Source organism: Mycobacterium shunyiense (assembly GCF_058270035.1).
The window spans coordinates 1-22,414 of the sequence record NZ_JBZDPT010000001.1; the positions used below are offsets into that span (position 1 = coordinate 1).

General features: G+C 65.9%; 20 protein-coding genes. 10 read left to right on the forward strand and 10 right to left on the reverse strand.

All coding sequences use genetic code 11. The annotated features are described in order from the left end of the window. Positions 1-231: 231 nt before the first annotated feature. Entirely contained in the window at positions 232-1,119 is an 888-nt protein-coding gene (locus AC4ELS_RS00005; protein ID WP_499045113.1) for a type IV toxin-antitoxin system AbiEi family antitoxin, read from the forward strand. A 65-nt stretch (positions 1,120-1,184) separates the two neighbouring features. Here AC4ELS_RS00005 and AC4ELS_RS00010 read toward each other — a convergent pair whose 3' ends face one another. Then, positions 1,185-1,652, reverse strand: a complete 468-nt coding sequence (locus tag AC4ELS_RS00010; protein ID WP_064879416.1) for a gamma-glutamylcyclotransferase family protein — start codon at positions 1,650-1,652, stop codon at positions 1,185-1,187. 41 nt (positions 1,653-1,693) lie between these two features. On the opposite strand from AC4ELS_RS00010, the gene AC4ELS_RS00015 reads away from it, so the two are divergent. Continuing rightward, a complete protein-coding gene (locus tag AC4ELS_RS00015) occupies positions 1,694-3,109 on the forward strand; it encodes an NAD(P)H-quinone dehydrogenase (protein ID WP_064879419.1) in 1,416 nt (471 codons plus the stop codon). A 10-nt stretch (positions 3,110-3,119) separates the two neighbouring features. Here AC4ELS_RS00015 and AC4ELS_RS00020 read toward each other — a convergent pair whose 3' ends face one another. Next, positions 3,120-3,749 carry a hypothetical protein gene (locus AC4ELS_RS00020; RefSeq protein ID WP_499045115.1) on the reverse strand — a complete coding sequence of 210 codons (630 nt, stop codon included), beginning with the start codon at positions 3,747-3,749 and terminating at the stop codon, positions 3,120-3,122. Between the two features lie 103 nt (positions 3,750-3,852). Here AC4ELS_RS00020 and AC4ELS_RS00025 point away from each other — a divergent pair, with 103 nt between their 5' ends. From AC4ELS_RS00025 to AC4ELS_RS00035, 3 genes are all read left to right on the forward strand, one after another. After that, the gene (locus tag AC4ELS_RS00025) at positions 3,853-5,598 is read left to right on the forward strand and encodes a glycerol-3-phosphate dehydrogenase/oxidase (RefSeq protein ID WP_064879423.1); all 1,746 of its coding nucleotides are present in this window, start codon (positions 3,853-3,855) and stop codon (positions 5,596-5,598) included. Positions 5,599-5,662: 64 nt separating this feature from the next. Then, complete coding sequence (locus AC4ELS_RS00030; RefSeq protein WP_499045117.1) at positions 5,663-6,529, forward strand: pseudouridine synthase; 867 nt, start codon at positions 5,663-5,665, stop codon at positions 6,527-6,529. A gap of 41 nt (positions 6,530-6,570) precedes the next feature. Further along, the gene (locus AC4ELS_RS00035) at positions 6,571-7,341 is read left to right on the forward strand and encodes an SDR family NAD(P)-dependent oxidoreductase (RefSeq protein WP_499045119.1); all 771 of its coding nucleotides are present in this window, start codon (positions 6,571-6,573) and stop codon (positions 7,339-7,341) included. A gap of 33 nt (positions 7,342-7,374) precedes the next feature. Here the strand turns inward: AC4ELS_RS00035 and AC4ELS_RS00040 are convergent, their stop codons facing one another. The 6 genes from AC4ELS_RS00040 to AC4ELS_RS00065 form a co-directional block, all read right to left on the reverse strand. After that, the gene (locus AC4ELS_RS00040; RefSeq protein WP_499045121.1) at positions 7,375-8,166 is read right to left on the reverse strand and encodes an enoyl-CoA hydratase/isomerase family protein; all 792 of its coding nucleotides are present in this window, start codon (positions 8,164-8,166) and stop codon (positions 7,375-7,377) included. 29 nt (positions 8,167-8,195) lie between these two features. Next, on the reverse strand, positions 8,196-9,695 hold the full coding sequence (locus AC4ELS_RS00045) for an amino acid permease (RefSeq protein ID WP_499045123.1): 1,500 nt from the start codon (positions 9,693-9,695) through the stop codon (positions 8,196-8,198). Then, entirely contained in the window at positions 9,695-10,756 is a 1,062-nt protein-coding gene (locus tag AC4ELS_RS00050) for a Glu/Leu/Phe/Val dehydrogenase dimerization domain-containing protein (RefSeq protein WP_499045556.1), read from the reverse strand. Before AC4ELS_RS00050 ends, AC4ELS_RS00045 begins: the two co-directional genes overlap by 1 nt. Positions 10,757-10,903: 147 nt before the next feature. Further along, positions 10,904-14,383, reverse strand: coding sequence for an indolepyruvate ferredoxin oxidoreductase family protein (locus tag AC4ELS_RS00055; RefSeq protein ID WP_499045126.1), 3,480 nt, complete (start codon positions 14,381-14,383; stop codon positions 10,904-10,906). A 163-nt stretch (positions 14,384-14,546) separates the two neighbouring features. After that, positions 14,547-15,029: an Lrp/AsnC family transcriptional regulator gene (locus AC4ELS_RS00060; protein ID WP_055111379.1), complete on the reverse strand. Its 483-nt coding sequence runs from the start codon at positions 15,027-15,029 to the stop codon at positions 14,547-14,549. Positions 15,030-15,065: 36 nt separating this feature from the next. After that, the gene (locus AC4ELS_RS00065) at positions 15,066-15,746 is read right to left on the reverse strand and encodes a TetR family transcriptional regulator (RefSeq protein ID WP_064879435.1); all 681 of its coding nucleotides are present in this window, start codon (positions 15,744-15,746) and stop codon (positions 15,066-15,068) included. A gap of 145 nt (positions 15,747-15,891) precedes the next feature. Here AC4ELS_RS00065 and AC4ELS_RS00070 point away from each other — a divergent pair, with 145 nt between their 5' ends. After that, complete coding sequence (locus AC4ELS_RS00070) at positions 15,892-16,944, forward strand: ferredoxin reductase (RefSeq protein ID WP_499045129.1); 1,053 nt, start codon at positions 15,892-15,894, stop codon at positions 16,942-16,944. A gap of 38 nt (positions 16,945-16,982) precedes the next feature. Continuing rightward, entirely contained in the window at positions 16,983-18,146 is a 1,164-nt protein-coding gene (locus AC4ELS_RS00075; protein WP_499045131.1) for a fatty acid desaturase family protein, read from the forward strand. On the opposite strand, the gene AC4ELS_RS00080 is transcribed toward AC4ELS_RS00075, so the two are convergent. Beyond that, positions 18,136-18,651, reverse strand: a complete 516-nt coding sequence (locus AC4ELS_RS00080) for a GNAT family N-acetyltransferase (protein ID WP_448442431.1) — start codon at positions 18,649-18,651, stop codon at positions 18,136-18,138. The two genes, AC4ELS_RS00075 and AC4ELS_RS00080, sit on opposite strands and share 11 nt — an antisense overlap. A 43-nt stretch (positions 18,652-18,694) precedes the next feature. Here AC4ELS_RS00080 and AC4ELS_RS00085 point away from each other — a divergent pair, with 43 nt between their 5' ends. The 3 genes from AC4ELS_RS00085 to AC4ELS_RS00095 all read left to right on the forward strand — a co-directional run bounded on the left by AC4ELS_RS00085 (position 18,695) and on the right by AC4ELS_RS00095 (position 21,605). Next, positions 18,695-19,303: a TetR/AcrR family transcriptional regulator gene (locus AC4ELS_RS00085; protein ID WP_499045133.1), complete on the forward strand. Its 609-nt coding sequence runs from the start codon at positions 18,695-18,697 to the stop codon at positions 19,301-19,303. Between the two features lie 91 nt (positions 19,304-19,394). After that, the gene (locus AC4ELS_RS00090; protein ID WP_499045136.1) at positions 19,395-20,729 is read left to right on the forward strand and encodes a flavin monoamine oxidase family protein; all 1,335 of its coding nucleotides are present in this window, start codon (positions 19,395-19,397) and stop codon (positions 20,727-20,729) included. Between the two features lie 36 nt (positions 20,730-20,765). Further along, positions 20,766-21,605, forward strand: coding sequence for an SDR family NAD(P)-dependent oxidoreductase (locus AC4ELS_RS00095; RefSeq protein WP_499045139.1), 840 nt, complete (start codon positions 20,766-20,768; stop codon positions 21,603-21,605). A 49-nt stretch (positions 21,606-21,654) separates the two neighbouring features. Here the strand turns inward: AC4ELS_RS00095 and nei2 are convergent, their stop codons facing one another. Continuing rightward, a complete protein-coding gene (nei2, locus tag AC4ELS_RS00100) occupies positions 21,655-22,407 on the reverse strand; it encodes an endonuclease VIII Nei2 (protein WP_499045142.1) in 753 nt (250 codons plus the stop codon). Between the last annotated feature and the right edge of the window lie 7 nt (positions 22,408-22,414).

The following is a 22,414-nucleotide window of genomic DNA, read 5'->3' on the forward strand; positions in this document are numbered from 1 at the left end:
ACAGAGGTGGCAGTGCGTGTCTGAGCCAAACACCAGGTGAAAAGAACCCAACCACCGCAACAGCGGCATCACCACATTCACACTGAGTGCGTGTCTGCCGCCCGACGCGCCGCGCAGCGCCGGCATTATGCCCACGCTCGGCGCCCACCGGTTGTGCACAGCGCGCAGTTCATCCACAGATCCGCAGAGTGTGTCTTCCGAAGATGTTGCGCACCAACAAAGCTCGTTGGCATGGACCAGCAACTGATGACAGTGTTCGACGAGCAGAACGGCGTGGCCGGCAGCGGCCAGATACTGGCCCGCATGACGCGCCACGCGTTCGAATCGGCGGTGAAGTCTGGCGTGCTCGAACGAATCTGGCACGGAATTTACTGTCGAGGTGAGCCCACCGAGCAGCTCCGGTTACACGGCTTGGACCTCTCGTGTGGCAAGAAGGTGCCGCTGTGTCTGACGAGCGCCGCGGCTGTACACGGGTTCGACACCGAAGGGTCGGCTGACTTGCACGTCCTCAATCCGCCAGGCTGCCAACTGCGGTCGGTCGACGGATTGGTGGTGCACCGACGGGATGGCGCGCCGCTCACCGTCGTCGCTGGCAGATACGTCACGGCGCCGGCTTGGACTGCGATCGAGGTGGCGCGCGCAGTACGCCGCCCGCGCGCTCTGGCCACGCTGGACGCCGCACTACGCAGCGGCACGTGTAGCCGCACCGAACTTTGGCGCGCAGCTACTGAGCAGGCCGGCCGTCGCGGCATCGTCGCCGTCCGCAACCTCATTGCGCTGGCCGACGAGCGCGCCGAGTCGCCGATGGAGAGTGAGGCTCGGCTTGTGATGCTCGACGGTGGCTTGCCTGCGCCCGAACTCCAGTTTGAGGTCATCGACGGCAACGGCCAGGTCAGGCGGCTGGACTTCGCCTGGCCCGGGCAACGGATCGCCGTCGAGTACGACAGCCTGGATTGGCACGGCAGTCCGGACGCGCTGCGCGACGACCGCAGGCGCACCGCCGCGCTGATGGACATCGGGTGGATCGTCATCGCAATCGTGTTCGAGGACGTGCGGCACCGCGGCGGGGAAATGGTGGCCCGGATCAATGCGCAGTTAAGTCACGCTCGCGCGGCGTGAGGGTGCGCGGTTGTGGGCGAAATGCGGCGTGTCGGGCGGCAAACACGCACGCTCGCGGAGGAAAACTACGGCCCGATATTGCGAGCGGGACGGGTGCGCAGATCGTGCACGTACTCGTCCGGCGCCCCGGCAATCTCAGCGGCGTCGGCCATCACTCCGAGATAGCGGGCCGAGGGCAGACCGCCCTCCCAGGCGTCGACCACGTACAGCCATGCGAGCACCGGGTCGGTCGTGGTGTCCGACGACAACCTGTGCACCCGGCAGCGGATCTTCTTGTGGAACCCGAGTTCGGAGCCCTCCCACCGATCGAGGGAATGCTCGTCGGCCGGCGTCATGTCGTAGAGCACCACGAACACCTTGGACAGCGGATCCTCGACGACGGTCGCCAGCGCGCCTTCCCAGCCGATGTCCTCACCGCCGAACGTCAGCCGCCAGCCGTGCAACCACCCTGTTCCGGCCATCGGGGAATGCGGAGCCCGCTCGAGCATTTGCTCCGGATGCATATTGGACCCGTAGGCGGCGTAAAGCGGCACGGTAAGACAGCTTAGTGCGCAAAGTTGGTTAGGTTGGTGCCGTGGCTACCCGCATCGTGATCATCGGCGGCGGACCCGCCGGCTATGAGGCGGCTCTCGTCGCCGCTGCCCGCGGCCCGGAGGTCGCTCACGTCACCATCGTCGACTGCGACGGTATCGGCGGCGCGTGCGTGCTGTGGGACTGTGTGCCGTCCAAGACGTTCATCGCCTCCACAGGCGTGCGGACCGAACTTCGGCGCGCTCCCAACCTGGGATATTCGTTGGATTTCGAGCAGTCCAAGATCTCGCTGCCGCAGATCAACGAGCGGGTGAAGAACCTGGCCACGGCACAGTCCGAGGATATTGCCGACCGGCTGCGCAGCGAGGGTATCGAGTTGATCGCGGGCCGCGGCGAACTGATCGACGACGTCCCCGGCATGGCCCAGCACCGGGTCAAGGTGACCGGCCCGGACGGTGCCGTCAGCCAGCTGACGGCCGATGTGGTGTTGATCTCCACCGGCGCCAGCCCGCGGGTGCTGCCCAACGCCGTGCCCGACGGGGAACGCATCCTCAACTGGCGCCAGCTCTACGACCTCGAAGCGCTGCCCGAGCATCTCGTGGTGGTCGGGTCAGGTGTCACCGGCGCCGAGTTCGTCAACGCCTACACCGAACTCGGGGTGACCGTGACGGTCGTGGCCAGCCGCGACCAGATCCTGCCGCACGAAGACTCCGATGCCGCGGCTGTGCTGGAGGAGGTGTTCTCCGAACGCGGCGTCACCCTGGTCAAGAACGCCCGCGCCGAGTCGGTCACCCGCACCGAGAGCGGCGTGCGCGTCACGATGGCCGACGGGCGCACCGTCGACGGCAGCCATGCGCTGATGACGGTCGGCTCGGTGCCCAACACGAGTGGTCTCGGTCTGGAGCGCGTCGGCATCGAGCTCGGGCCGGGCAATTACCTCAAAGTCGACCGCGTGTCGCGGACCTCGGTGTCCGGCATCTACGCGGCGGGAGACTGCACCGGACTGCTGCCGCTGGCCTCGGTCGCGGCCATGCAGGGACGCATCGCGATGTATCACGCCCTCGGCGAGGCCGTGGCCCCGATCCGCTTGCGCACCGTCGCCGCGGCGGTGTTCACCCGACCGGAGATCGCCGCGGTCGGGGTTCCCCAGGCCGCGATCGACGACGGGTCGGTGCCGGCCCGCACCCTGACCCTGCCGCTCAACACGAATGCCCGGGCCAAGATGTCCAGCCTGCGCCGTGGTTTCGTCAAGATCTTCTGCCGCCCGGCTACCGGGGTGGTGATCGGCGGCGTCGTGGTGGCCCCGATCGCCTCCGAGCTGATCCTGCCGATCGCCCTGGCGGTTCAGAACGGTATCCCGGTCACCGAGTTGGCCCAGACCTTCTCGGTGTACCCGTCGTTGTCCGGTTCGATCACCGAGGCCGCGCGGCAATTGATGAAGCACGACGACCTGGACTAGCCGGCTGGTGTCAAGCCTGGCGGCGTCGTCGCATCAGCGCCGTGATGATGAGCGTCAGGACCCCGGCGACACACAAGATGCCGCCGCCGAAGATGGCGAAAATACCGCCGACGAGCGATGCGGGTTTGGCGTCACCACCCACGCCGAACTCGTCTGAGGCAGCACCTTTGCATGTGACGGCATAGTCCGAGGCCTTTTGCACGGTCACGGTGAACAAGGCCTGCCACTGGTTGATCGTGAGGGTGCCGTCGTAGTTGTCCACCTTGATGTCATCGTCGGTACCGGTTCGAGTGCTGACGTTGCACCGAACGTGGTGATTCTCATCAGGTTCGGCAGCGAAGATCACCCTGGTCTCACCGGCGTCGAAATGCACCGTCGTCACCTCGCCGTTCGCGAAGGTGTGTTCGGGATCGGGCGCGGCGTCGGAAAACCTGGACACACCGAAGACTCCGAACGCCACAACCAGAACCCCGACGATGAGCAGTGCCGCGCCGACGCCGTACCAGAGCTTCTTCGGCGCCGCCTTCTGTTGCGGCGGGCCGGGATAGTAACCAGGCGGCGGTCCGTATCCGTATCCCGTCGGCCCGACACCACCGGGCGGGTACGGCTGTCCCGGCAAGCCCGGGGGTTGATTCGACACGCTAGGGAACCTACCGCTCAAAAGGGCCGGCACAGACGAATTGGACTGGCCGAGGACGAGCAGAATCGGGCAGATCCCACGTCACCCACGTAGCCTGGGAATCGTGACTGACCCGATCTCAGCACCGGGCGACGGGCAAACCTTCCTCGGACCGCAGCACAGGGCGCAAGCCTGGCAACGACTCGGCAGTGAACAATTCGACGTGGTGGTCATCGGCGGTGGTGTGGTGGGCGCCGGAGCGGCGTTGGACGCCGCGACCCGCGGACTCACCGTGGCGCTCGTCGAGGCCCGCGATTTCGCTTCCGGCACCTCCAGTCGCAGCTCCAAGATGTTCCACGGCGGGTTGCGGTATCTCGAGCAACTCGAATTCGGCCTGGTGCGTGAAGCCCTGTACGAGCGTGAACTGTCGCTGACCACGTTGGCGCCGCACCTGGTCAAGCCGTTGCCGTTCCTGTTCCCGTTGACCAACCGTTGGTGGGAGCGGCCCTATATCGCGGCGGGCATCTTCCTCTACGACCAACTGGGTGGCGCGAAATCCGTTCCGGCGCAAAAGCATTTGACCAAGTCCGGAGCGCTACGGTTGGCGCCGGGGCTGAAGCGTAGTTCTCTGATCGGCGGTATCCGCTACTACGACACCGTGGTTGACGACGCTCGGCACACCATGACGGTGGCCCGCACCGCGGCCCACTACGGCGCGGTCGTGCGCTCGTCGAGCCAGGTGGTGGCGTTGCTGCGCGAAGGTGATCGCGTGGTGGGTGTCACGCTGCGCGATTCCGAGGACGGCGCCATCACCGAGGTGAGGGGCCACGTGGTGGTCAACGCCACCGGGGTGTGGACCGACGAGATCCAGGCCCTGTCCAAGGAACGCGGGCGGTTCCGGGTGCGTGCCTCCAAGGGGGTACACATCGTGGTGCCGCGGGACCGGATCGTCAGCGAGGTGGCGATCATCCTGCGCACCGAGAAGTCGGTGCTGTTCGTGATTCCTTGGGGTACGCACTGGATCATCGGGACCACCGACACGGATTGGAATCTCGACCTCGCGCATCCCGCCGCGACCAAGGCCGACATCGATTACATCCTCGGCCATGTCAACACCGTGCTGGCAACCCCGTTGACCCACGACGACATCGACGGTGTCTACGCCGGGCTGCGTCCGCTGCTGGCCGGTGAGAGCGAGGAGACCTCGAAGCTCTCGCGTGAGCACGCCGTCGCGGTGCCCTCTCCCGGGCTCGTGGCGATCGCCGGCGGAAAGTACACCACCTACCGAGTGATGGGCGCTGACGCGATTGACGCTGCCGCAGAATTCATCCCGGCCCGGGTGGCGCCGTCGATCACCGAGAAGGTCCCGCTGATGGGCGCCGACGGATACTTCGCCCTGATCAACCAGACCGAATACGTTGGCAAGCAATACGGACTGCATCCTTATCGCGTCCGGCACCTGCTGGACCGGTACGGCTCGCTGATCAGTGAGGTGCTCAAGATGGCGGAGGGTCGGCCTGAACTGCTGGCACCCATCACCGCTGCGCCGGTCTACTTGAAGGTCGAGGCCTACTACGCTGCGGCGGCCGAAGGTGCTCTGCACCTTGAGGACATCCTGGCCCGCCGGATGCGGATCGCCATCGAATATCCGCACCGCGGAGTCGATTGCGCCCGTGAGGTCGCCGAAGTGGTTGCGCCCGTACTGGGATGGTCCGCCGAGGACGTCGACCGCGAGGTCGCCACCTATGTCGCCCGGGTGGAGGCCGAGGTGCTGTCGCAGACCCAGCCCGACGACGAGTCCGCCGATGCGCTGCGCCAGGCCGCGCCCGAGGCCCGCGCCGAGATCCTCGAACCCGTGCCATTGAATTGACGGGACATTGAAGCGGGGCGGGCCCCAACACTCTAAGCGCAGGCGCGCATCGCCGCCGCTGCCGGTGCGTGACGGAATCGGCCCGGCGCGGCTGCGGCTGCGTGGTCCGGCGGGCGGGAGCGCAGCGACCGGGGAATCCCTGGTGAACGTGTACGACGAGCTGCAGCAGCGGTTCGGTATCGGCGCGAAAGTGCTTGCCGGAGAAGTGCTTCTGCCCGATGGCACGGTTGTCGACGCCACCACGGAATTGCCCGCGGGCGCGCATGTCTACTTCTACCGAGATCTGGCTGACGAGGTGGAGGTGCCGTTCGACATCCCGCTGCTGTATCGCGACGACGACATCGTGGTTGTCGACAAACCACACTTCCTGGCCACGATGCCGCGCGGCGGGCACGTCGCGCAGACTGCGCTGGTGCGGTTGCGTCGGAAGCTGGACCTGCCGGAGCTGAGCCCGGCGCACCGGCTTGACCGCCTGACCGCCGGGGTGCTGCTGCTCACCGTGCGTCCCGAGGTGCGGGGAAGTTATCAGCGGCTGTTCGCCGAGGGTAAGACCCGCAAGACGTACCTGGCCCGGGCCGCAGGCACTGCCACGGTGTCGTTGCCCATCACCCTGCGCAGCCGGATCATCAAGCACCGCGGTCGGTTACAGGCCTTCGAGGAATGCGGGGCGCCCAACGCCGAGACCTATGTCGAGGAGCTGGGAAGCGGGCTGTACCGGCTGTCGCCCCGCACCGGGCAGACACATCAGTTGCGGGTGCACATGAACTCGATCGGGTTGCCGATCATCGGGGACTCCTTGTACCCCAACGTGATCGACGTCGCGCCGGATGATTTCGACCATCCACTGCAACTGTTGGCCCAGCGCCTCGAGTTCACCGACCCGATCACCGGTGAGGGTCGCGAATTCGTGAGTGCGCGGACATTGGGCTGAAGCCTTGCACGACCGGACCGTGGTGATGGTCTACTGACGGGGTGAACCGTGAGACCTTTGACCATCTGTTCGACATGACCGACCGCACCGTGATCGTCACCGGCGGCACCCGTGGGATCGGATTGGCCCTCGCCGAGGGCTTCACGCTGGCCGGCGCGCGTGTGGTGGTTGCCAGCCGCAAGGCCGACGCCTGCGATCGGGCGGCCGCGCACCTGCGTGAACTGGGGGGACAGGCGATCGGGGTGCCCACCCACAGCGGCAACATCGACGAACTCGGCGCCCTCGTGGAGCGAACGGTCGCCGAGTTCGGCGGGGTCGACGTGGTGGTCAACAACGCGGCGAACGCACTGGCCCAGCCGCTGGGGCAGATGACGCCGGAGGCCTGGGCCAAGTCCTACGAGGTGAACCTGCGCGGACCGGTGTTCCTGGTGCAGCACGCCTTGCCGCATCTGAAGGCCAGCGCGAAGGCCGCGGTGCTGAACATGGTGTCGGTCGGGGCGTTCAATTTCGCCCCGGCGCTGTCCATCTATGCATCGGGCAAGGCCGCGCTGATGTCGGTCACCCGGTCGATGGCGGCTGAGTTCGCCCCGCTGGGAATCCGGGTGAACGCCTTGGCGCCGGGACCGGTCGACACCGACATGATGCGCAACAACCCGCAGGAGGCCATCGACCTCATGAAGGGCGGGACCTTGATGAAGCGCCTGGCCACCCCGGATGAGATGGTCGGCGCGGCACTGCTGATGTGCTCGGACGCCGGCAGCTACATGACCGGGCAGGTGATCATCGTCGACGGTGGCGGGACAGCGCGATGACGGTCCCGGTGTACGACAACTTCACCGTGATGCTCACTCACGCTTCGTGAACTGAGCCGTCCCGCTCAGACTGCCGGTGCCGACCGACAGGATCTGGCTGCGGTTCTCGACATGCAGCGCCGTTTCCAGGCAGCCGGCATCGAGATTGGCCCACAGCACCTGCTTGGTCGATTCCAGGCCGAATTTGCCATAGCCGCAGAGGGTTTCGGCGATCTGCAGGGCGGCTTCGAGCAGGTCGGCGGTGTCGTCGACGATGCGGGTGACCAGGCCGAGTCGCAGCGCCTCGGTCGCATCGACCGCCCGCGCGGTCAGGATCAGATCGAACGCCGGGCCCGCGCCGATGATCCTGGGCAGGGTATAGCTCACCCCGATGTCACAGCCGCCGATGCCCAGCTTGATGAACTGTGTGCAGAACTTCGCGGCGGGTCCGGCGATGCGGATGTCGCTGGCTGCGGCCAGCGCGAAGCCACCGCCGTAGGCAGCACCGTTGACCGCGGCGATGACGGGCTGGCGCAGCCGATGCAGCTTGACCGTCAAGTTGGCGATGCGTTCCTGCCAGCGCATGCCCGAGCGGGGAAACTCGGTGCCGCCGCCCGCCTCGGGCGGGTTGGGATTGCTCAGATCCAGGCCCGAGCAGAAGCCGCGTCCGGCGCCGGTGAGGACCACGACGCGGCACTCGTTGTTCGCCGCGATGTCGTCGAGGGTGGCGTGCAGGGCCTCGACCAGTTCGTACGACAACGCATTCAGTTTCTCGGGCCGATTGAGGGTCACGACTGCGATGTCGGGGCGCGGGTAGGTGAGGTCAAGTGGCTCTGCAAGGGACATGAGCGGGACCCTATCCGCCGCACCTTGGTTCAGACTGACACTTCAGCAAGGTCGGTGACGTCGCGGCGCTCCGGCCGCCGCGCCAGCATCGAATGGGAGCGGCCGTAGGCGAAGTACAGCACCACGCCGATCGCCATCCAGATCGCGAAGCGCAGCCAGGTCTCCAACTCGAGGTTGAACATCAGCCACAGGCAGGAGAGTGCGGCCAGAACCGGTATCACCGGAACGAACGGAACACGGAAGCCGCGCTTCAGATCGGGCCGGGTCCGGCGCAGGACCGGGACGCCGATCGCGACGAGGATGAATGCGAACAGGGTGCCGATGTTGACCATTCCCGCAAGAGTGCCGAAGTCGACGAACGCCGCGAGCAGCGCGCACACCGTTCCCACGATGACCGTCAATCGCACCGGGGTGCCCTGCCTGCCGGTGTACGCGAGGCGGCGGGGGAGCAGTCCGTCGCGCGACATCGCGAACAGGACCCGGGTCTGACCGAGGAACATCACCATGACGACGGTCGACAGGCCGGCCAACGCTCCGATCGAAATGATGTTCTTCGCCCAAGTGTCACCGTGCAGGGCGAATGCCGTTGCCAGGGTGGCATTGTCGCCCTGGAGCTGGGTGTACGGCACCATGCCGGTGAGGACGAATGAGACGGCGACGTAGCACACCGTGACGATGGCAAGCGCTCCGAAGATGCCGCGCGGTACGTCACGCTGCGGATTGCGGGTCTCCTCCGCCGCGGTGGCGACCACGTCGAAGCCGATGAAGGCGAAGAAGGCGATGCTGGCCGCAGTCAGCAGGCCCAGCCAGCCGAAGCTCGAGCCGCCGGTCCCGGTGAGCCACCCGAGCATCGACTGGTGCACGCCGTCCGCTTTGGCTGACGGCTGAGCCGGCGGGATGAAGGGTGTGAGGTTCGATGCCTTGAAGTAGCCGGCGCCGACCACGAGGATCAGGACGATCACTGCGAGCTTGATCGCCACCGCGACGGCGGACACCCGTGAGGACAGCTTGGTCCCGGTCGCCAGCAGGAAACCGACGATGGCGATGATCACCACCGCACCCCAGTCGAACTTGACCGACCCGAAGTGCGCGACTGGCGACATCGATCCGCCGAGGATTTCGCCGAGGTATTGCGACCAGCCTTTGGCGACAACGGATACCGCGAGCGCGAACTCCAATATCAGGTCCCAGCCGATGATCCAGGCGACCAACTCACCGAAGGTGGCGTAGGAGAAGGTGTAGGCGCTGCCCGCGACGGGGACGGTGGAGGCGAACTCCGCGTAGCAGAGTGCGGTGAGCCCGCAGGTGATTGCCGCGAGAATGAAGGCCAGCGATACGGACGGTCCCGCCATGGTGCCCGCGGTCTGAGCGGTCAGGGTGAAGATACCGGCACCGATGACGACCGCGACGCCGAAGACGGTGAGATCTTTTGCCGTCAGATCCTTGCGTAGCTTCGAGTCGGGTTCATCGGTGTCCCGGATCGACTGCTCTATCGACTTGGTACGGAACCATCCGCCGCCGGCCGACATCAGATCGCGCCGTCGAGGCGTCGTTCGGCGAACCGGTTCGCTGCCGCACCGATGCTGATCCCCGAGTCCCGTGCCGCAGAGATGATCTCGCGGGTTCGGTCGAAAATGCGGGTCACGTCGGCTTCTACCGTTGCGCGGTCAACACCCTGCAATTCACCGGCGACCTGCATGAGACCGCCGGCGTTGGCGACGAAGTCAGGTACCCAGGTGATCTCGCGCCGGCGAAGCAGTTGCTCGACACCAGGATCGGCGAGCTGGTTGTTGGCCGCGCCGCAGATCAGCTTCGCCTCGATGGTTTCCGCGCTCGCAGGTGTCAGGGTAGCCCCCAGTGCACACGGCGCGTAGATGTCGACGGGTGCGTCTGCCACCGAGCTCAGCAGGCGAACCGACGGATGATCGATCGAGACGCGACGCAGTGCAGCGTCGTTCACGTCGGTCACACCTACCTCCGCGCCGTCGGCGAGCAGCAGGGCGATCAGTTCGCGTCCCACCTTGCCGACGCCTTCGACGCCCACGGTACGGCCTGCCAACGATGCCGTACCCCAGACGGATTCGGCGCCTGCGCGCATGGCGTTGAACACGCCGAGTGCGGTCAGCCGCGCGCTGTCGCCGGAACCACCAGCGGCGGTACTGCGACCGGTCACGTACGTGGTGTACTTGCCGATGACGTCGAGGTCGTCGGTGTTGGTGCCGACGTCACCCGCGGTGACGTACCGTCCGCCGAGATTGTCGACGAACCGGGCGAAGGCGGCGAACAGCTCTTCGCTCTTGTCGCTGTTCGGGTCGCCGATGATGACAGACTTGCCACCGCCCAGGTTCACCCCGGCCGCCGCGGCCTTATAGGTCATTCCCCAGGACAGCCGCAGCACGTCCTCGAGGGCCTCGAATTCGTCGGCGTACGGGTACATCCGGCAGCCGCCGAGCGCAGGGCCGAGGACGGTCGAGTGGATGGCGATGATGGCCTTCAGTCCGGACTTCTCGTCCTCGCAGAACACGACCTGCTCGTGGCTTCTCGCACTCAGCTCGCGGGATCGGCCGAAGACCCCGAGGGTGGTGGGCATGACTGTCACTAGGGATTCCTTTCTGGTGCCGCATGTTTGGCGGCATGGGGTGACACTGCCGCTGGGCGGCGTGGATGACACTGCCGCTGGGCGGCGTGGGTGACACTGCCGCTGGGCGGCGGCCGGACAGATAGGAGTGGAGGCAGGTCAGACGGTGATACCGAGGTCGCGCAGGCGTGCCCGGTACAGCTCGACGTTGCCGAGCTTGACGTCCTCGTAGCCCCGGACCAGGTCGGCCAGGCCGGCTGCCTCGACGGCGGTGTCGTAGTTGTCTGCGTCCAATGCGGCGGCGAGTCCGAGCACCATGTCGGTGTAATGGGACAGCAACTGCCGCTCCACTTTCCGGACATGGGCGTAGCCGAATGGATCCAATTTGGTGCCGCGCAGCACCTTGGCCTTGGCGAGCAGCTTCAGTGCCATATGCGATCTCGGCCCGAATCCGACCTTCTTCGAGCGGCCCATCGCCCGCAGAGCGGGCGGATGCAGCCGATAGGTCAGATTCTCGCTGCCGGGCACCTGCGCCTGCACGTCGGCCAGGAAGGCCGGATCGACCAATAGGCGTGCCACTTCGTACTCGTCCTTGTACGCAGTGAACTTGTGCAGTCCCCGCGCGACGGCCTCGCTGAAGGCGGTCTTGTCGGTGACCGCACGCTCCGACTGCCAGACTGACTGCACCGCGTCGACGTAGCGCCTGGCGATTCTTGCGTTCTGGTAGCGAACCAACTCACCGGCCCGCAGTTCGACGAGGCGGCGGACCTCGCCGTCGAAGGTGGTTCCTGCCAACAGTTCCGGGCTGGCAACGGTCGGTGTGCGTTTCGGGAGCGCTGCATCCACCGCGGCGGAGAACGCAGCCGGATCGGCGACCGCGACCCGGCCCCAGCGGAATGCCGCGACATTGGCGGCGACTGCGACACCGTTGATGCCGATGGCCTCCTCGATGCTCGCCTCGGGCAGACGCAACCCGCCGTTCTGGAACGCGGCACCGATGACCAGGAAGTTGGCCGCGGCCGTGTTGCCGAACAACGCCTCGGCCGCGGCGAGCGCGTCGAAATGGGTGAGTGCCCGGGTGACCACCGTGAGCCGGTCCAGCAGCGACTGGGTCTCGGGATAGGCGACCGACTTGTCGTACACCATGTCGCCGGTCGGGGTCTGGCTTGTCGAGGCGACGGCAACCGTGCGCTCCGGACTGCCGTAGGCGAGGTTGCGGCCCTCGGTCGCCGTCAGCAGGTCGATCGCGATGATGCAGTCGGCGCCACCCGGGGTCAGCCGGTTGGCGGGCTCCAAGGTGCTGGTCGAGAACCGCAGGTGGGATACGACCGGTCCGGCCTTCTGGCTGAGCCCGATCTGGTCGAGGCTCTCCACCTCGTAGCCGGCGCGCAGCGCGGCGGTGGCCAGAACCTGGTTGACCGTGACGATCCCGGTGCCACCGATGCCGGCCAGCAGGACGTTCTGGGTGCCGGTAGGGACGCCGAAGCCCGGGTCCGCGACACGCGGCGGCTCTGCGTTCTTCCGTCGGGCTGCCTTGCGGCCCTTGGCGTCCGGCGTCAGCTCCACCGTGACGAACGACGGGCAGTCACCGTCGAGGCAGCTGTAGTCGGTGTTGCACGAGGTCTGGTCGATACGCGTCTTGCGCCCGAACTCGGTATCGACGGGTTGCACGGACAAGCAGTTCGACTTGGTGCCGCAATCGCCGCAGCCCTCGCAGACCGCTTCGTTGATCACCACGCGGGTGTTGCGGGTGGGCAGGGTGCCGCGCTTGCGTTGGCGGCGGGCGTCGGCGGCGCAGTGCTGGTCATAGATGAGGACGGTGACGCCCGGGATCTCGCGCAAGACCTTCTGTGCTTCATCGAGCCGGTCGCGGTGCCAGAGCAGCGTGCCCTTGGCAAGGGCTTTCCTGTTGTGCCGCTTGGGTTCGTCGGCGCATACGATGATCTGCCGGACGCCTTCGGTGGTGAGCTTGTGGGTGAGCCCGGCAACGCCAAGTCCGCCCTCGACGTCCTGCGCGCCGGTCATGGCGACAACCTCGTTGTAGAGCAGCTTGTAGGTGATGTTCACCCCGGCCGCGATACAGGCCTGCACCGCGAGCTGCCCGGAGTGGAAGAAGGTGCCGTCGCCGACGTTCTGGAACAGATGCGGCACATCGGTGAACGGCGCCTGCCCGATCCACTGGCTGCCTTCGCCGCCCATCTGTGTCAGGCCGACGACTGCACTGTCGCTGCGGCCCGACATGGTGACGAGTGTGTGGCAGCCGATACCGCCCCCGCCGATCGAGCCCTCCGGGATCGCGGTGGAGCGGTTGTGCGGGCAGCCGCTGCAGAAGTACGCGGTCCGCTTGGCGGACAACACCTCCAGTGACAGAGCAGGTGGTGGCATGCGCTTCAACTCGACATGGTCGCGCAGCACACGGCGCAGCGGTGCCAGCAGGCGGCCGGCGGTCAGCTCACCACCGAGCGGGAACAGCGGTGTGCCGGCGGCGTCGTACTTCCCGATGATCTGGGGGGCATCAGCGGTGCCGTAGAGGATTTCGCGGACCTGAGTCTCGATGAAGGCGGTCTTGTCCTCCACGACGATCATCTGCTCGAGGCCGCGGGCGAACTCCCTGACCGACTCCCGGCCGACCGGGTATGGCATCCCGATGCGCAGCAGGCGGATTCCCGCCCGGTGCAGCGCCGCGTCGTCGACGCCGAGGTCGACCAGCGCCTGACGCACCGCGTCGAACGTCGTTCCGGTGGCGGCGATGCCGATCTTGGCGCGCATCGGGTCTACTTCGACTACGTCGAGGTCGTTCGCGGTACCGAAGGCGCGCACGGTCGCCCAGCGCGGTCCGTAGAGGTCGGCCTCGGCGAGCAGGCTGTCCGCCGGGGCGGCCATCGGGCGCTGGCGGTAGGTGAATAGCCGTCCATCCCACTGGACTTCGGGCACCTTGATGGCGAGATCGGACACTTCGGCGTCGACCGTCCACGCGCCGTCGGCGACATCGGCGACGATCTTCATCGCCACGACGCAGCCAGAGGCCCGCGACAGCGCGACACCTTGCATGCCCATTGTGATGATCTCTTCGGCGTTGCGCGGGAACAGCACCGGGATGCCCAGTGCGGCCAGGGACCGTTCGCTGACCGCAGGCACCGTCGACGACTTCGATGCCGGATCGTCGCCGACGAGCAGCAGCACACCACCGCGCGGGTTGACGCCGTACATGTTGGCGTGCCGCAGCGCATCGGTGGCGCGGTCGACGCCGGGACCCTTGCCGTACCAGATTCCGACGACGCCGTCGTGGGTTGCCGTGCCTGCCGGGAGGTCGGTCTGGCTGCCCCAGACGGAGGTGGCGGCGAGTTCCTCGTTGAACCCTGGGGTGAAGACGACGTCGTGCTCGGCCAGTACGTTCGGCATGCCCAGGAGCATCTTGTCCACACCGCCCAGTGGGCTGCCCTGGTAGCCGGAGACGAAGGTCGCCACGCGCCGACCGGCACGGAGGTCACGGACATGCTGTTCGACCATCATTCGCGCGATCGCCTGCACTCCGGTGAGCAATACCGGGCCGGCCCCCACTCGATACCGGTCGTCGAGGTCGTACGGAGCGACGGGTTCGGTCGCGGTGAGTTCGGATCGGGACAGCACGCTGGTCACGGATAACCTCCACACTTTCCACAACTCAGATCGTGAGCTGCGAAGCGAGAACTACTAGCAATCGGTGCAGCGAAATCTGCCGTGGAGGGTGATCCGCGTCAATAGTTGACGAAAATGTTGATCAGATTGCTCAATTGTGACGTGGAACACTGTGATCCACGCGTCATTTTGTTGAGTGCTGAGTCAGATGCTGCACGAGGGGCAGGGACCGGTATTCGACCGGAGTCGCCATCGCCAGCATGGTTTCCGAATGCTTGACGCCGTCGATCCGATGCACTTCCTGGATGAGCCGCAGCAGCTCCTCTTGGGTCTGCGCGGCAATGCGGACCAGGAGGTCGGCCCGCCCGGTCGTTGCGTGCACCTCGAGCACGTGGGGGACCGCACGCAGTGCGTCGATGATGGCGTTCATCTTGTTCTGGTCGGTTTCGATACCGACGAAGGCGTGCACCGCGTACCCGAGTTCCGCCAGGTCGATGTTGGGTGGGAAGCCGCGGACCAGACCGGATTCCTCGAGCCGCTTCATGCGCGCCTGCACCGTGTTGCGGGCGACCTTCAGTCGCGACGCCAGCTCAAGAATCGGCGTGCGTGGGTCGGTCGCCAATGCCGACAGCAGCGCGGCATCGAGAGCGTCAATCTTGATGGCCATGTGGCATTTTCCCATTGCCGCGGTCCCGCGGTGAAGTCAGCCGCTACTCCAGCCGGCGACGCCGACCACGATCATGCGGAGCTGCTTACGTGCGTTCTGCTTGATATCTTCGAGCGCCTTCGCGTCGTTGGCATCCTCGATGGATTCCGCCGTGACCATCATCGAGTTGACGAACAGCCCGGACAGGATATTGAGATCCTCGCTGCTCCACGTGGTCAAGCCGGGTAGCCGGGCCAGGTCGATGGCCAGCTCTGAGGTGATCAACCGGATTTCCGTGCGGATCGCATAGCGCACGACGGTGACTCCGCTGTTGCGTTCCCGGCTGATGAAGCGCCAGTGCTCGGGCCGTTCACTGACGCTGTTGAACAGGATGTCGACCGAGGACTCGATGATGCGCTTGGGGTCGAGCTGGCCGGCGCGACCCCGCCGGAGCATCTCCCGGAGGGCGCGGAAGGACTCATCGATCAGCACCAGGCCGAGCGCGTCCATGGTTTCGAAGTGCCGGTAGAAGGCGGCAGGCACGATGCCGGCCTCCCGGGTGACCTCACGCAGGCTGAGCGCGCTGAAACTGTCCTCTTCGAGCAACTTCAGGGCGGCCGTGATGATCGCGCGGCGGGTGGCTTCCTTGCGCTCCTCGCGAGACAGATTGTCCTTGGGCCGGGAGCTTGACGAGCGGCTTGACCGCCGGTCTCGTGAACTGGGGCTACGACTGTTCACCGAAAAAAGCTAGCACAGAGACATCGAACGCCTGATCGGAACGATTGTGTATGACATATTGGCACATTTGTTCACCACGTGATCCGCACAACAACCTGGGTATTAACCCTTGACGTGAACGTATCGATGGACTCATCGTGTACATATGTTCACCGAAACTTTGAGCCGCCGGATCCGGCGCTCCGCCCTGGTTGGGATCCTCACCGGCCCGCATGGCGTGGACCGGTACACCGAGGTTTACGACCGCACCTGGACCGTCGATGACGCCCGCGCCAGGGTGGTCGCCGTCCGCAAGCAGACGCCACGCAGCGTCACCCTGACCCTGCAGCCCAACGACGCGTGGCGGGGTTTCAAGGCCGGCCAGCACATCAACCTGACCGTGGAGATCGACGGCCGCCGCCGCACCCGGTGCTACTCGCCGGCCAACGCCGAAGGCAGCCCCGTCATCGAGTTGACCATCGGTCTGCACGACGGCGGACTGGTCTCGCAGTACCTGTACCGCAACGCAGCGCCCGGTATGGTCCTCGGCCTCGACTCGGTCGGCGGCGACTTCACACTTCCGGAGCAGCGCCCCCGCCGCATCCTGTTGGTTTCCGGCGGCAGCGGCATCACGCCGGTGCTCTCCATGCTGCGCACCCTGCGCGAGGAGCACTTCGATGGTGAGGTCGCCTTCATCCACTACGCCCGTAACCCCGAAGAGGCTGCGTACGCGACAGAGCTGGCCGCGACGCCGGGCGTCACGGTGCTGCACAGCTACACCCGCTCGGACCGGGGCGATCTGACCGGGTACTTCGGTCCGGACCATCTGGCCGCCGCGATGCCGAACCCCGACGCGGTGTTCGTCTGCGGCCCACCGGCTCTGGTCTCCGCGGTCAAGGACCTGCTGCCCGGAGCCCAGTCGGAGAGCTTTGTGCCGCCGGTGATCGCCGTACCGACCGAGGTGTCCGGCGGAACCGTCGCCTTCACGGAAAGTGTCGTCGCAGTCGTCGACGACGGCCGCTCGATCCTCGAGCAGGCCGAGGCCGCCGGACTGAATCCGACGAGCGGTTGCCGGATGGGGATCTGCCACACCTGCACCCGCAGGAAGATCAGCGGTCCGGTGAAGAACCTGATCACCGGCGCGGTCTCGACAGACCCTGACGAGAACATCGAAATCTGTGTGAGCGCCCCCTGCGGCGACGTCCAGATCGACCTCTAGACATCTACTTTCAGCCCTTTTCGAAGAAAGGACACACCATGACTCACTACACCCTGACCCCTGAGCAGTTCGAGACCTTCGGCGCCGAACTCGACTCCATCCGTGAACGCGCCCTCGCCGACCTCGGTGAGCGTGACGCCACCTACATCCGCGACATCATCAAGATGCAGCGCAAGCTCGAGGTTGGCGGCCGTGCACTGCTGTTCCTGCCGCCGGCCTGGCCGATCGGCACGGTGATGCTCGGGCTGTCGAAGATCCTCGACAACATGGAGATCGGCCACAACGTGATGCACGGCCAGTACGACTGGATGGGCGATCCGGCGTTGCGCGGCCAGAACTTCGAGTGGGATTCGGCGTGCCCGTCCAATCAGTGGCGGCACTCGCACAACTACATGCACCACACCTACACCAACATCGTCGACATGGACCGCGACATCGGTTACGGCGTCCTGCGCATGAGCGAGGACCAGAAGTGGAGCCCGTACTACCTGGGCAATCCGTTGTACGCCTTCCTGCTGATGGTGTTCTTCCAGTACGGCGTCGCGCTGCACGAGCTCGAGACCGAGCGCATCCGTACCGGCGAAATCCGCCTGCGGGACAAGAAGGACATGCTGCGCGAGATGTGGGCCAAGGTGCGCAAGCAGACCGTGAAGGACTATGTGGCCTTCCCGTTGTTGGCAGGCCCGTTCGCGCCATTTGTGTTCGCGGGCAACATGACCGCCAATCTGATGCGCAACGTGTGGTCCTACACCATCATTTTCTGCGGCCATTTCCCGGAGGGCACGCACGAGTTCACCATCGAGGAGACCGAGAACGAGACCCGCGGGCAGTGGTACTTCCGCCAGTTGCTCGGCTCGGCAAACCTGACCGGCGGCAAGTGGTTCCACATCTTCAGTGGCAACCTGTCCTTCCAGATCGAACACCACCTGTTCCCGGACATCCCGGCGCATCGCTACGCCGAGATCTCCGGCGAGGTGAAGGAGATCTGCCAGCGGTACGGCCTGCCCTACAACACGGGTCCGATCCACAAGCAGTTCGCCTCCGTGGTGCGCAAGATCGTGCGACTGGCGTTCCCGTGGGGCGGCACGCCCAAGGATGCTGCACCCAAGGATGCTGCACCCAAGGAGGTTCCGGTCGAGGAGCCGGCTGCCAAGGAGCCTGCATCGCAGCCGATCTGCGAGCCCGAACTCGTCAACTGCTGACCGACAGGCTGCACTGCAGCAGTACCGTGTCCAGCCACCGTCCGTGCTTGTACCCGACCGCACGCAGTCGGCCCGCCTCGGCGAAACCGTGTTTGCGGTGCAGGGCAAGGGATGCCGCCGCCTCGTCGGTGTCGACCACCACAGCGATGACCTCACGGATGCCTGCCGCAGTGCAGCCGTCCAGAAGTCCTTGTAGCAGGAGGGTTCCGATGCCGCGGCCGGCGGTTTGTGGTGCGAGGTAGATCGAGTTCTCCACGGTGTGCCGATAGGCCGGGCGCAGTTTCCACGGCGAGCAGTAGGCATAGCCGACGATCTCATCGGCGAGTGTCGCGGTGAGGAACGGCAATTCACGTTCGCGGGCGGTCGCCAGCCGACGCTCCCACTCTTCGCGGTGCGGTGGGATCAGTTCGAACGTGGCGACCCCGGTCTCGACATGGTGGGCATAGATCGCGCTGATCGCATCAAGGTCGTCCGGTGACGTAGCGCGGACGACGGTGTTGGCCATATTTTCACCCTAAGCTGTCGCTCAGTTGAGGGGAGAGGTTCTGATGGCCTACGTCAAGGCAGCCGAGCGTCACGAGCAGATCGTCGCGGCAGCGATCCGCGTGCTCAGTGACGTCGGCGTGCCGGGGACGACCCTGCGCGCAGTCGCGGCGGAGGCGGGCATCCCGCTGGGCACCTTGCACTACGTGTTTCCTTCCAAAGATCAGATGCTGCGCGCCGTCATCGTCGCCGTCATCGACGATGTCGTCGCCACCGTGCACGGCAGCCTGGAACTGGACCAAGGTCTTGCGCACGCCCTGAGTCACGGTGTCACGACGTTCTGGGAGGCTCTCGTCGAAGGTGACGTCGGCGTGCAGGTCATGCAGTACGAACTGGCGATGTACTCCGTACGCAGTGAGGGCTCTGAGGGGCTGGCGCGGCTGCAGTACGACCGGTACACCGCGCTCGTCACCGAGTTCTGCGAGCAGGCGGCGAACGCCGCCGGGGAGCGCTGCGCTGTCGAGTTCGCCACGCTGGGCCGCCTGGGGCTCGCGATGCTCGACGGGCTGATCATCCAGTACGTGGCGAGCCGGGACCGTCAGCGCGCGCGCCGTGACCTCGACCGCGCGATCCAGATGCTGGTGACGCTCGCGGACCCGCAGCCTTCGGCCTAGTGGCCTGAGGACGGCGCCGGGCCTGTCGCCCTCGGGTCCTCGCGTGCTATAAAAGTCGGACGGTTGACCGACTTAGAAATGGCGGATCGTCATGACGACACGAGATGACGCAACGGAACAGGCCACGGTGGTCGTGGTCGGCGCAGGGGTATCAGGGCTGATGGCAGCCCGCGAGCTGCACCGTCGCGGGATCGACGTGCTGGTGTTGGAAGCTGCAGACCGGCTCGGCGGCCGAACGATGAGCGAGACGACCGCCCTGGGGTCGACGGTCGACCTCGGTGGTCAGTGGATCGGCCACGGGCACCACCGGCTCGCTTCGCTGGTCGACGAGTTCGGTCTCACCAGCTATCAGATGCACACGGGTCCGATGCCCGGCCTCATCGACCGCTCACGTCGGCTGTCGGCGGTATCGCCGGCTGTTCTCATGGCCGCATTGGCGCTGGCCGGTGTAGAGGTGTTGTCCCGCACCGGAGTTCCGCAGGGGTGGAACGACAAGGCTGTGGACTCGTGGCTGCGCCGCGTGCCGGGCCGCACTGCACGCCGGCTGCTGGAAGTGATTGCGGCGGTGTCGTGGACTGCCGATCTGGATCGGCACTCGGTCTACGCGATGGCGCGAATGGTCCGCCAGCAGGGCGGCGTGCTCACCATGCTGTCGACCAAAGGAGGCGCGCAAGACTCCCTGCTCGTGGAGGGCATGCGAGGGTTGGCCGATGGATTCTCTGCCGAGCTCGGTTCGCGGATCCGCTTGGGGCATAGGGTCGTAAAGATCAGTCGCGGTGAAACTGGCGTGACGATCCAGTCCACCGCGGGCGAGGTGCGAGCCGTCAAGGTCATTGTCACAGTGCCGGCGCCAATGGCGCGGTCCATCACCTACCAACCACCGCTGCCGCCCGAACGGGCACGGCTCGCGGATGGCACGTATATGGGATCGGTTTACAAGGCGATTGCGGTCTACGACCGCCCGTTCTGGAGGCAGCGCAAGGGTGGCGAGCTCATCGTCCTCGACGGCCCGGGTAGCGGCGTGTTCGACACAAGCCCGCCGGACGGTCCGGGGCATCTGTGTGTACTCATCGGCGGACCCGCGGCCCGTCAACTCGATGGCCTCAGTGCCGATGAGCGTCGCAGGGCCGTGCTGAAACCCCTGATCGGTCACATCGGGCCAGAGGTACTTGAGCCGGTCAGCTGGCATGAGAAGTCGTGGCAGACTGATGAATACGTCGGCGGCGGCTATATGGCACTGCCCATCGCGGGCACCTTGGACGGGTTACTTCCGTGGCCCTTTGAGCCCGTCGGCGACATCCATTGGGCGGGAACCGAAACCGCGAGCGATCACGCGGGCTACATCGAGGGCGCCATCGAATCCGGCATTCGGGTGGCGCGGGAGGTCGCCCAGGCGCTGTCGGCTACGCGCCCGCATCAGAGCTAGCAGGTAATCGAGGTAAATCCGAAGTACCCTGGCCCCATGCCTTCAGTTCTTGTCACCGGAGCTGGCCGCGGAATCGGCAAGGCCATCGTCGAGCACCTGGCCGCGACCGGGTGGGACGTCATCGCGGGAGTCAGATCGCAGTCCGACGGTGCCGCGGTGACGGAGCTCAACCCACAACGCATCTCTGCGGTGATTCTTGACGTGACCAATGCGGAGCATCTCGCCGCTCTGCCTGCCGCGCTCCCGCAGCGGCTCGACGCGGTCGTGAACAATGCAGGCATCGTGGTGGCCGGTCCGATCGAGACGCTCAGCCCGGATGACTGGCGCAAACAGTTGGATGTCAACGTGATTGGCCAATTTGCGGTGACCCGGTCCGTGCTGCCGAAGTTGCGGGCCTCCGGTGGACGGGCGATCTTCATCTCCAGCGTGAACGGGCGACTGTCCTCGCCGCTACTCGGGGCATACGCGGCGTCCAAATTTGCCTTGGAAGCCGCTGCGGACGCGCTCAGGATCGAGCTGCGACCGTGGCGCGTGCGCGTGGCTGTGGTGGAGCCGGCGCAGACCGACACCGACATGTGGCGCACCGCCGACGACATGGTGGTGGAGCTGGAAACCTCGATGTCGGCAGAGTATCGCGCCTTGTACGACAAGCACATTGCGGGGATGAAAAGGTTCATCCCGATGTCGAAGAAGATGGCGGTGCCGACTTCCAACGTGGTCGCGGTGGTCGAGGAGGCGCTCACCGCGCGTCGGCCCAGAGCTCGATACCTGGTCGGACTCGGAAGTAAGTTTCAGGTGTCGATCATGACGAGTATCCCCGCAGCACTGCGTGATCGCATCATTGCGAAAGTTGCGGGAGTGCCGCCTACGCCATAGTGGTCGAGGTTCGCCGAGGGGGAATCCACAATCGTTACCGCACAAGGGATCAGGTCTGGCACACCGGACACCAGTAGGTAACCCGCTCACCGCCGGCATCGGTCTCGATCTGCGTTCCGCAGCGTCGGCAGGGCTCACCGGCGCGGCCGTACACCCACAGCTGGCGTCCGTTTCGGGTGTCGCCGGTCGTGGTGCGGTTCCAGCGGGACCGGTTGAGCCACAGCATGTCCCGGGCGCGTTGCACGACGCGTAGAGGATCGGTCAGCGAACTCACGGGCGAGGTGGGCAGACGTCCGAAAATGAAGCACAGCTCGTTGCAGTAGACGTTGCCCACCCCTGCCATCACTCGTTGATCGAGTAGGGCCGGTGCCAGGGCCCGATCCGGATCGGCGGTTAAGTTGGCCACCGCAGTGCGGGGCTCCCAGTCGGGGCCGAGCAGATCAGGACCTAGATGCTCCACCGCGGCCATATCGGTGTCGCGGTCGAGTACTTCGAGCGCGCCGAGATCGATCCCGGTGGCCCGGCTGTCGGCAGTCTCCAGCACGATGCGGATGCGGTGCGCCGCACCTTTGGGCCAGCCGATGCGCCAACTGCCCTCCATCTTGAGATGAGAGTGGATGCTGGCCGGACCAACCCGGATGAACAGGTGCTTGCCTCGACTGATCACCTCGTCGACCACGTGTCCGGTCAGATCGACAGTGGCGTAGCGGGGCACCCGGATGTCGCAGCGGGTCAACGTCTTGCCTGCCAGCGCGTCGCGCAACGCGGTGGCGGTGTGGAAGACGGTGTCACCCTCAGGCATGGCGCTT

Excerpts from the sequence above, each read along its gene's own strand:
- AC4ELS_RS00085 (WP_499045133.1), top strand. The coding sequence starts at position 18,695 with ATGGCCTACGTCAAGGCAGCCGAGCGTCACGAGCAGATCGTCGCGGCA.
- AC4ELS_RS00070 (WP_499045129.1), top strand. The coding sequence starts at position 15,892 with ATGTTCACCGAAACTTTGAGCCGCCGGATCCGGCGCTCCGCCCTGGTT.
- AC4ELS_RS00005 (WP_499045113.1), top strand. The coding sequence starts at position 232 with ATGGACCAGCAACTGATGACAGTGTTCGACGAGCAGAACGGCGTGGCC.
- AC4ELS_RS00050 (WP_499045556.1), bottom strand. The coding sequence starts at position 10,756 with ATGCCCACCACCCTCGGGGTCTTCGGCCGATCCCGCGAGCTGAGTGCG.
- AC4ELS_RS00060 (WP_055111379.1), bottom strand. The coding sequence starts at position 15,029 with ATGGCCATCAAGATTGACGCTCTCGATGCCGCGCTGCTGTCGGCATTG.
- AC4ELS_RS00080 (WP_448442431.1), bottom strand. The coding sequence starts at position 18,651 with ATGGCCAACACCGTCGTCCGCGCTACGTCACCGGACGACCTTGATGCG.
- nei2 (WP_499045142.1), bottom strand. The coding sequence starts at position 22,407 with ATGCCTGAGGGTGACACCGTCTTCCACACCGCCACCGCGTTGCGCGAC.
- AC4ELS_RS00075 (WP_499045131.1), top strand. The coding sequence starts at position 16,983 with ATGACTCACTACACCCTGACCCCTGAGCAGTTCGAGACCTTCGGCGCC.
- AC4ELS_RS00090 (WP_499045136.1), top strand. The coding sequence starts at position 19,395 with ATGACGACACGAGATGACGCAACGGAACAGGCCACGGTGGTCGTGGTC.
- AC4ELS_RS00040 (WP_499045121.1), bottom strand. The coding sequence starts at position 8,166 with ATGTCCCTTGCAGAGCCACTTGACCTCACCTACCCGCGCCCCGACATC.
- AC4ELS_RS00045 (WP_499045123.1), bottom strand. The coding sequence starts at position 9,695 with ATGTCGGCCGGCGGCGGATGGTTCCGTACCAAGTCGATAGAGCAGTCG.
- AC4ELS_RS00095 (WP_499045139.1), top strand. The coding sequence starts at position 20,766 with ATGCCTTCAGTTCTTGTCACCGGAGCTGGCCGCGGAATCGGCAAGGCC.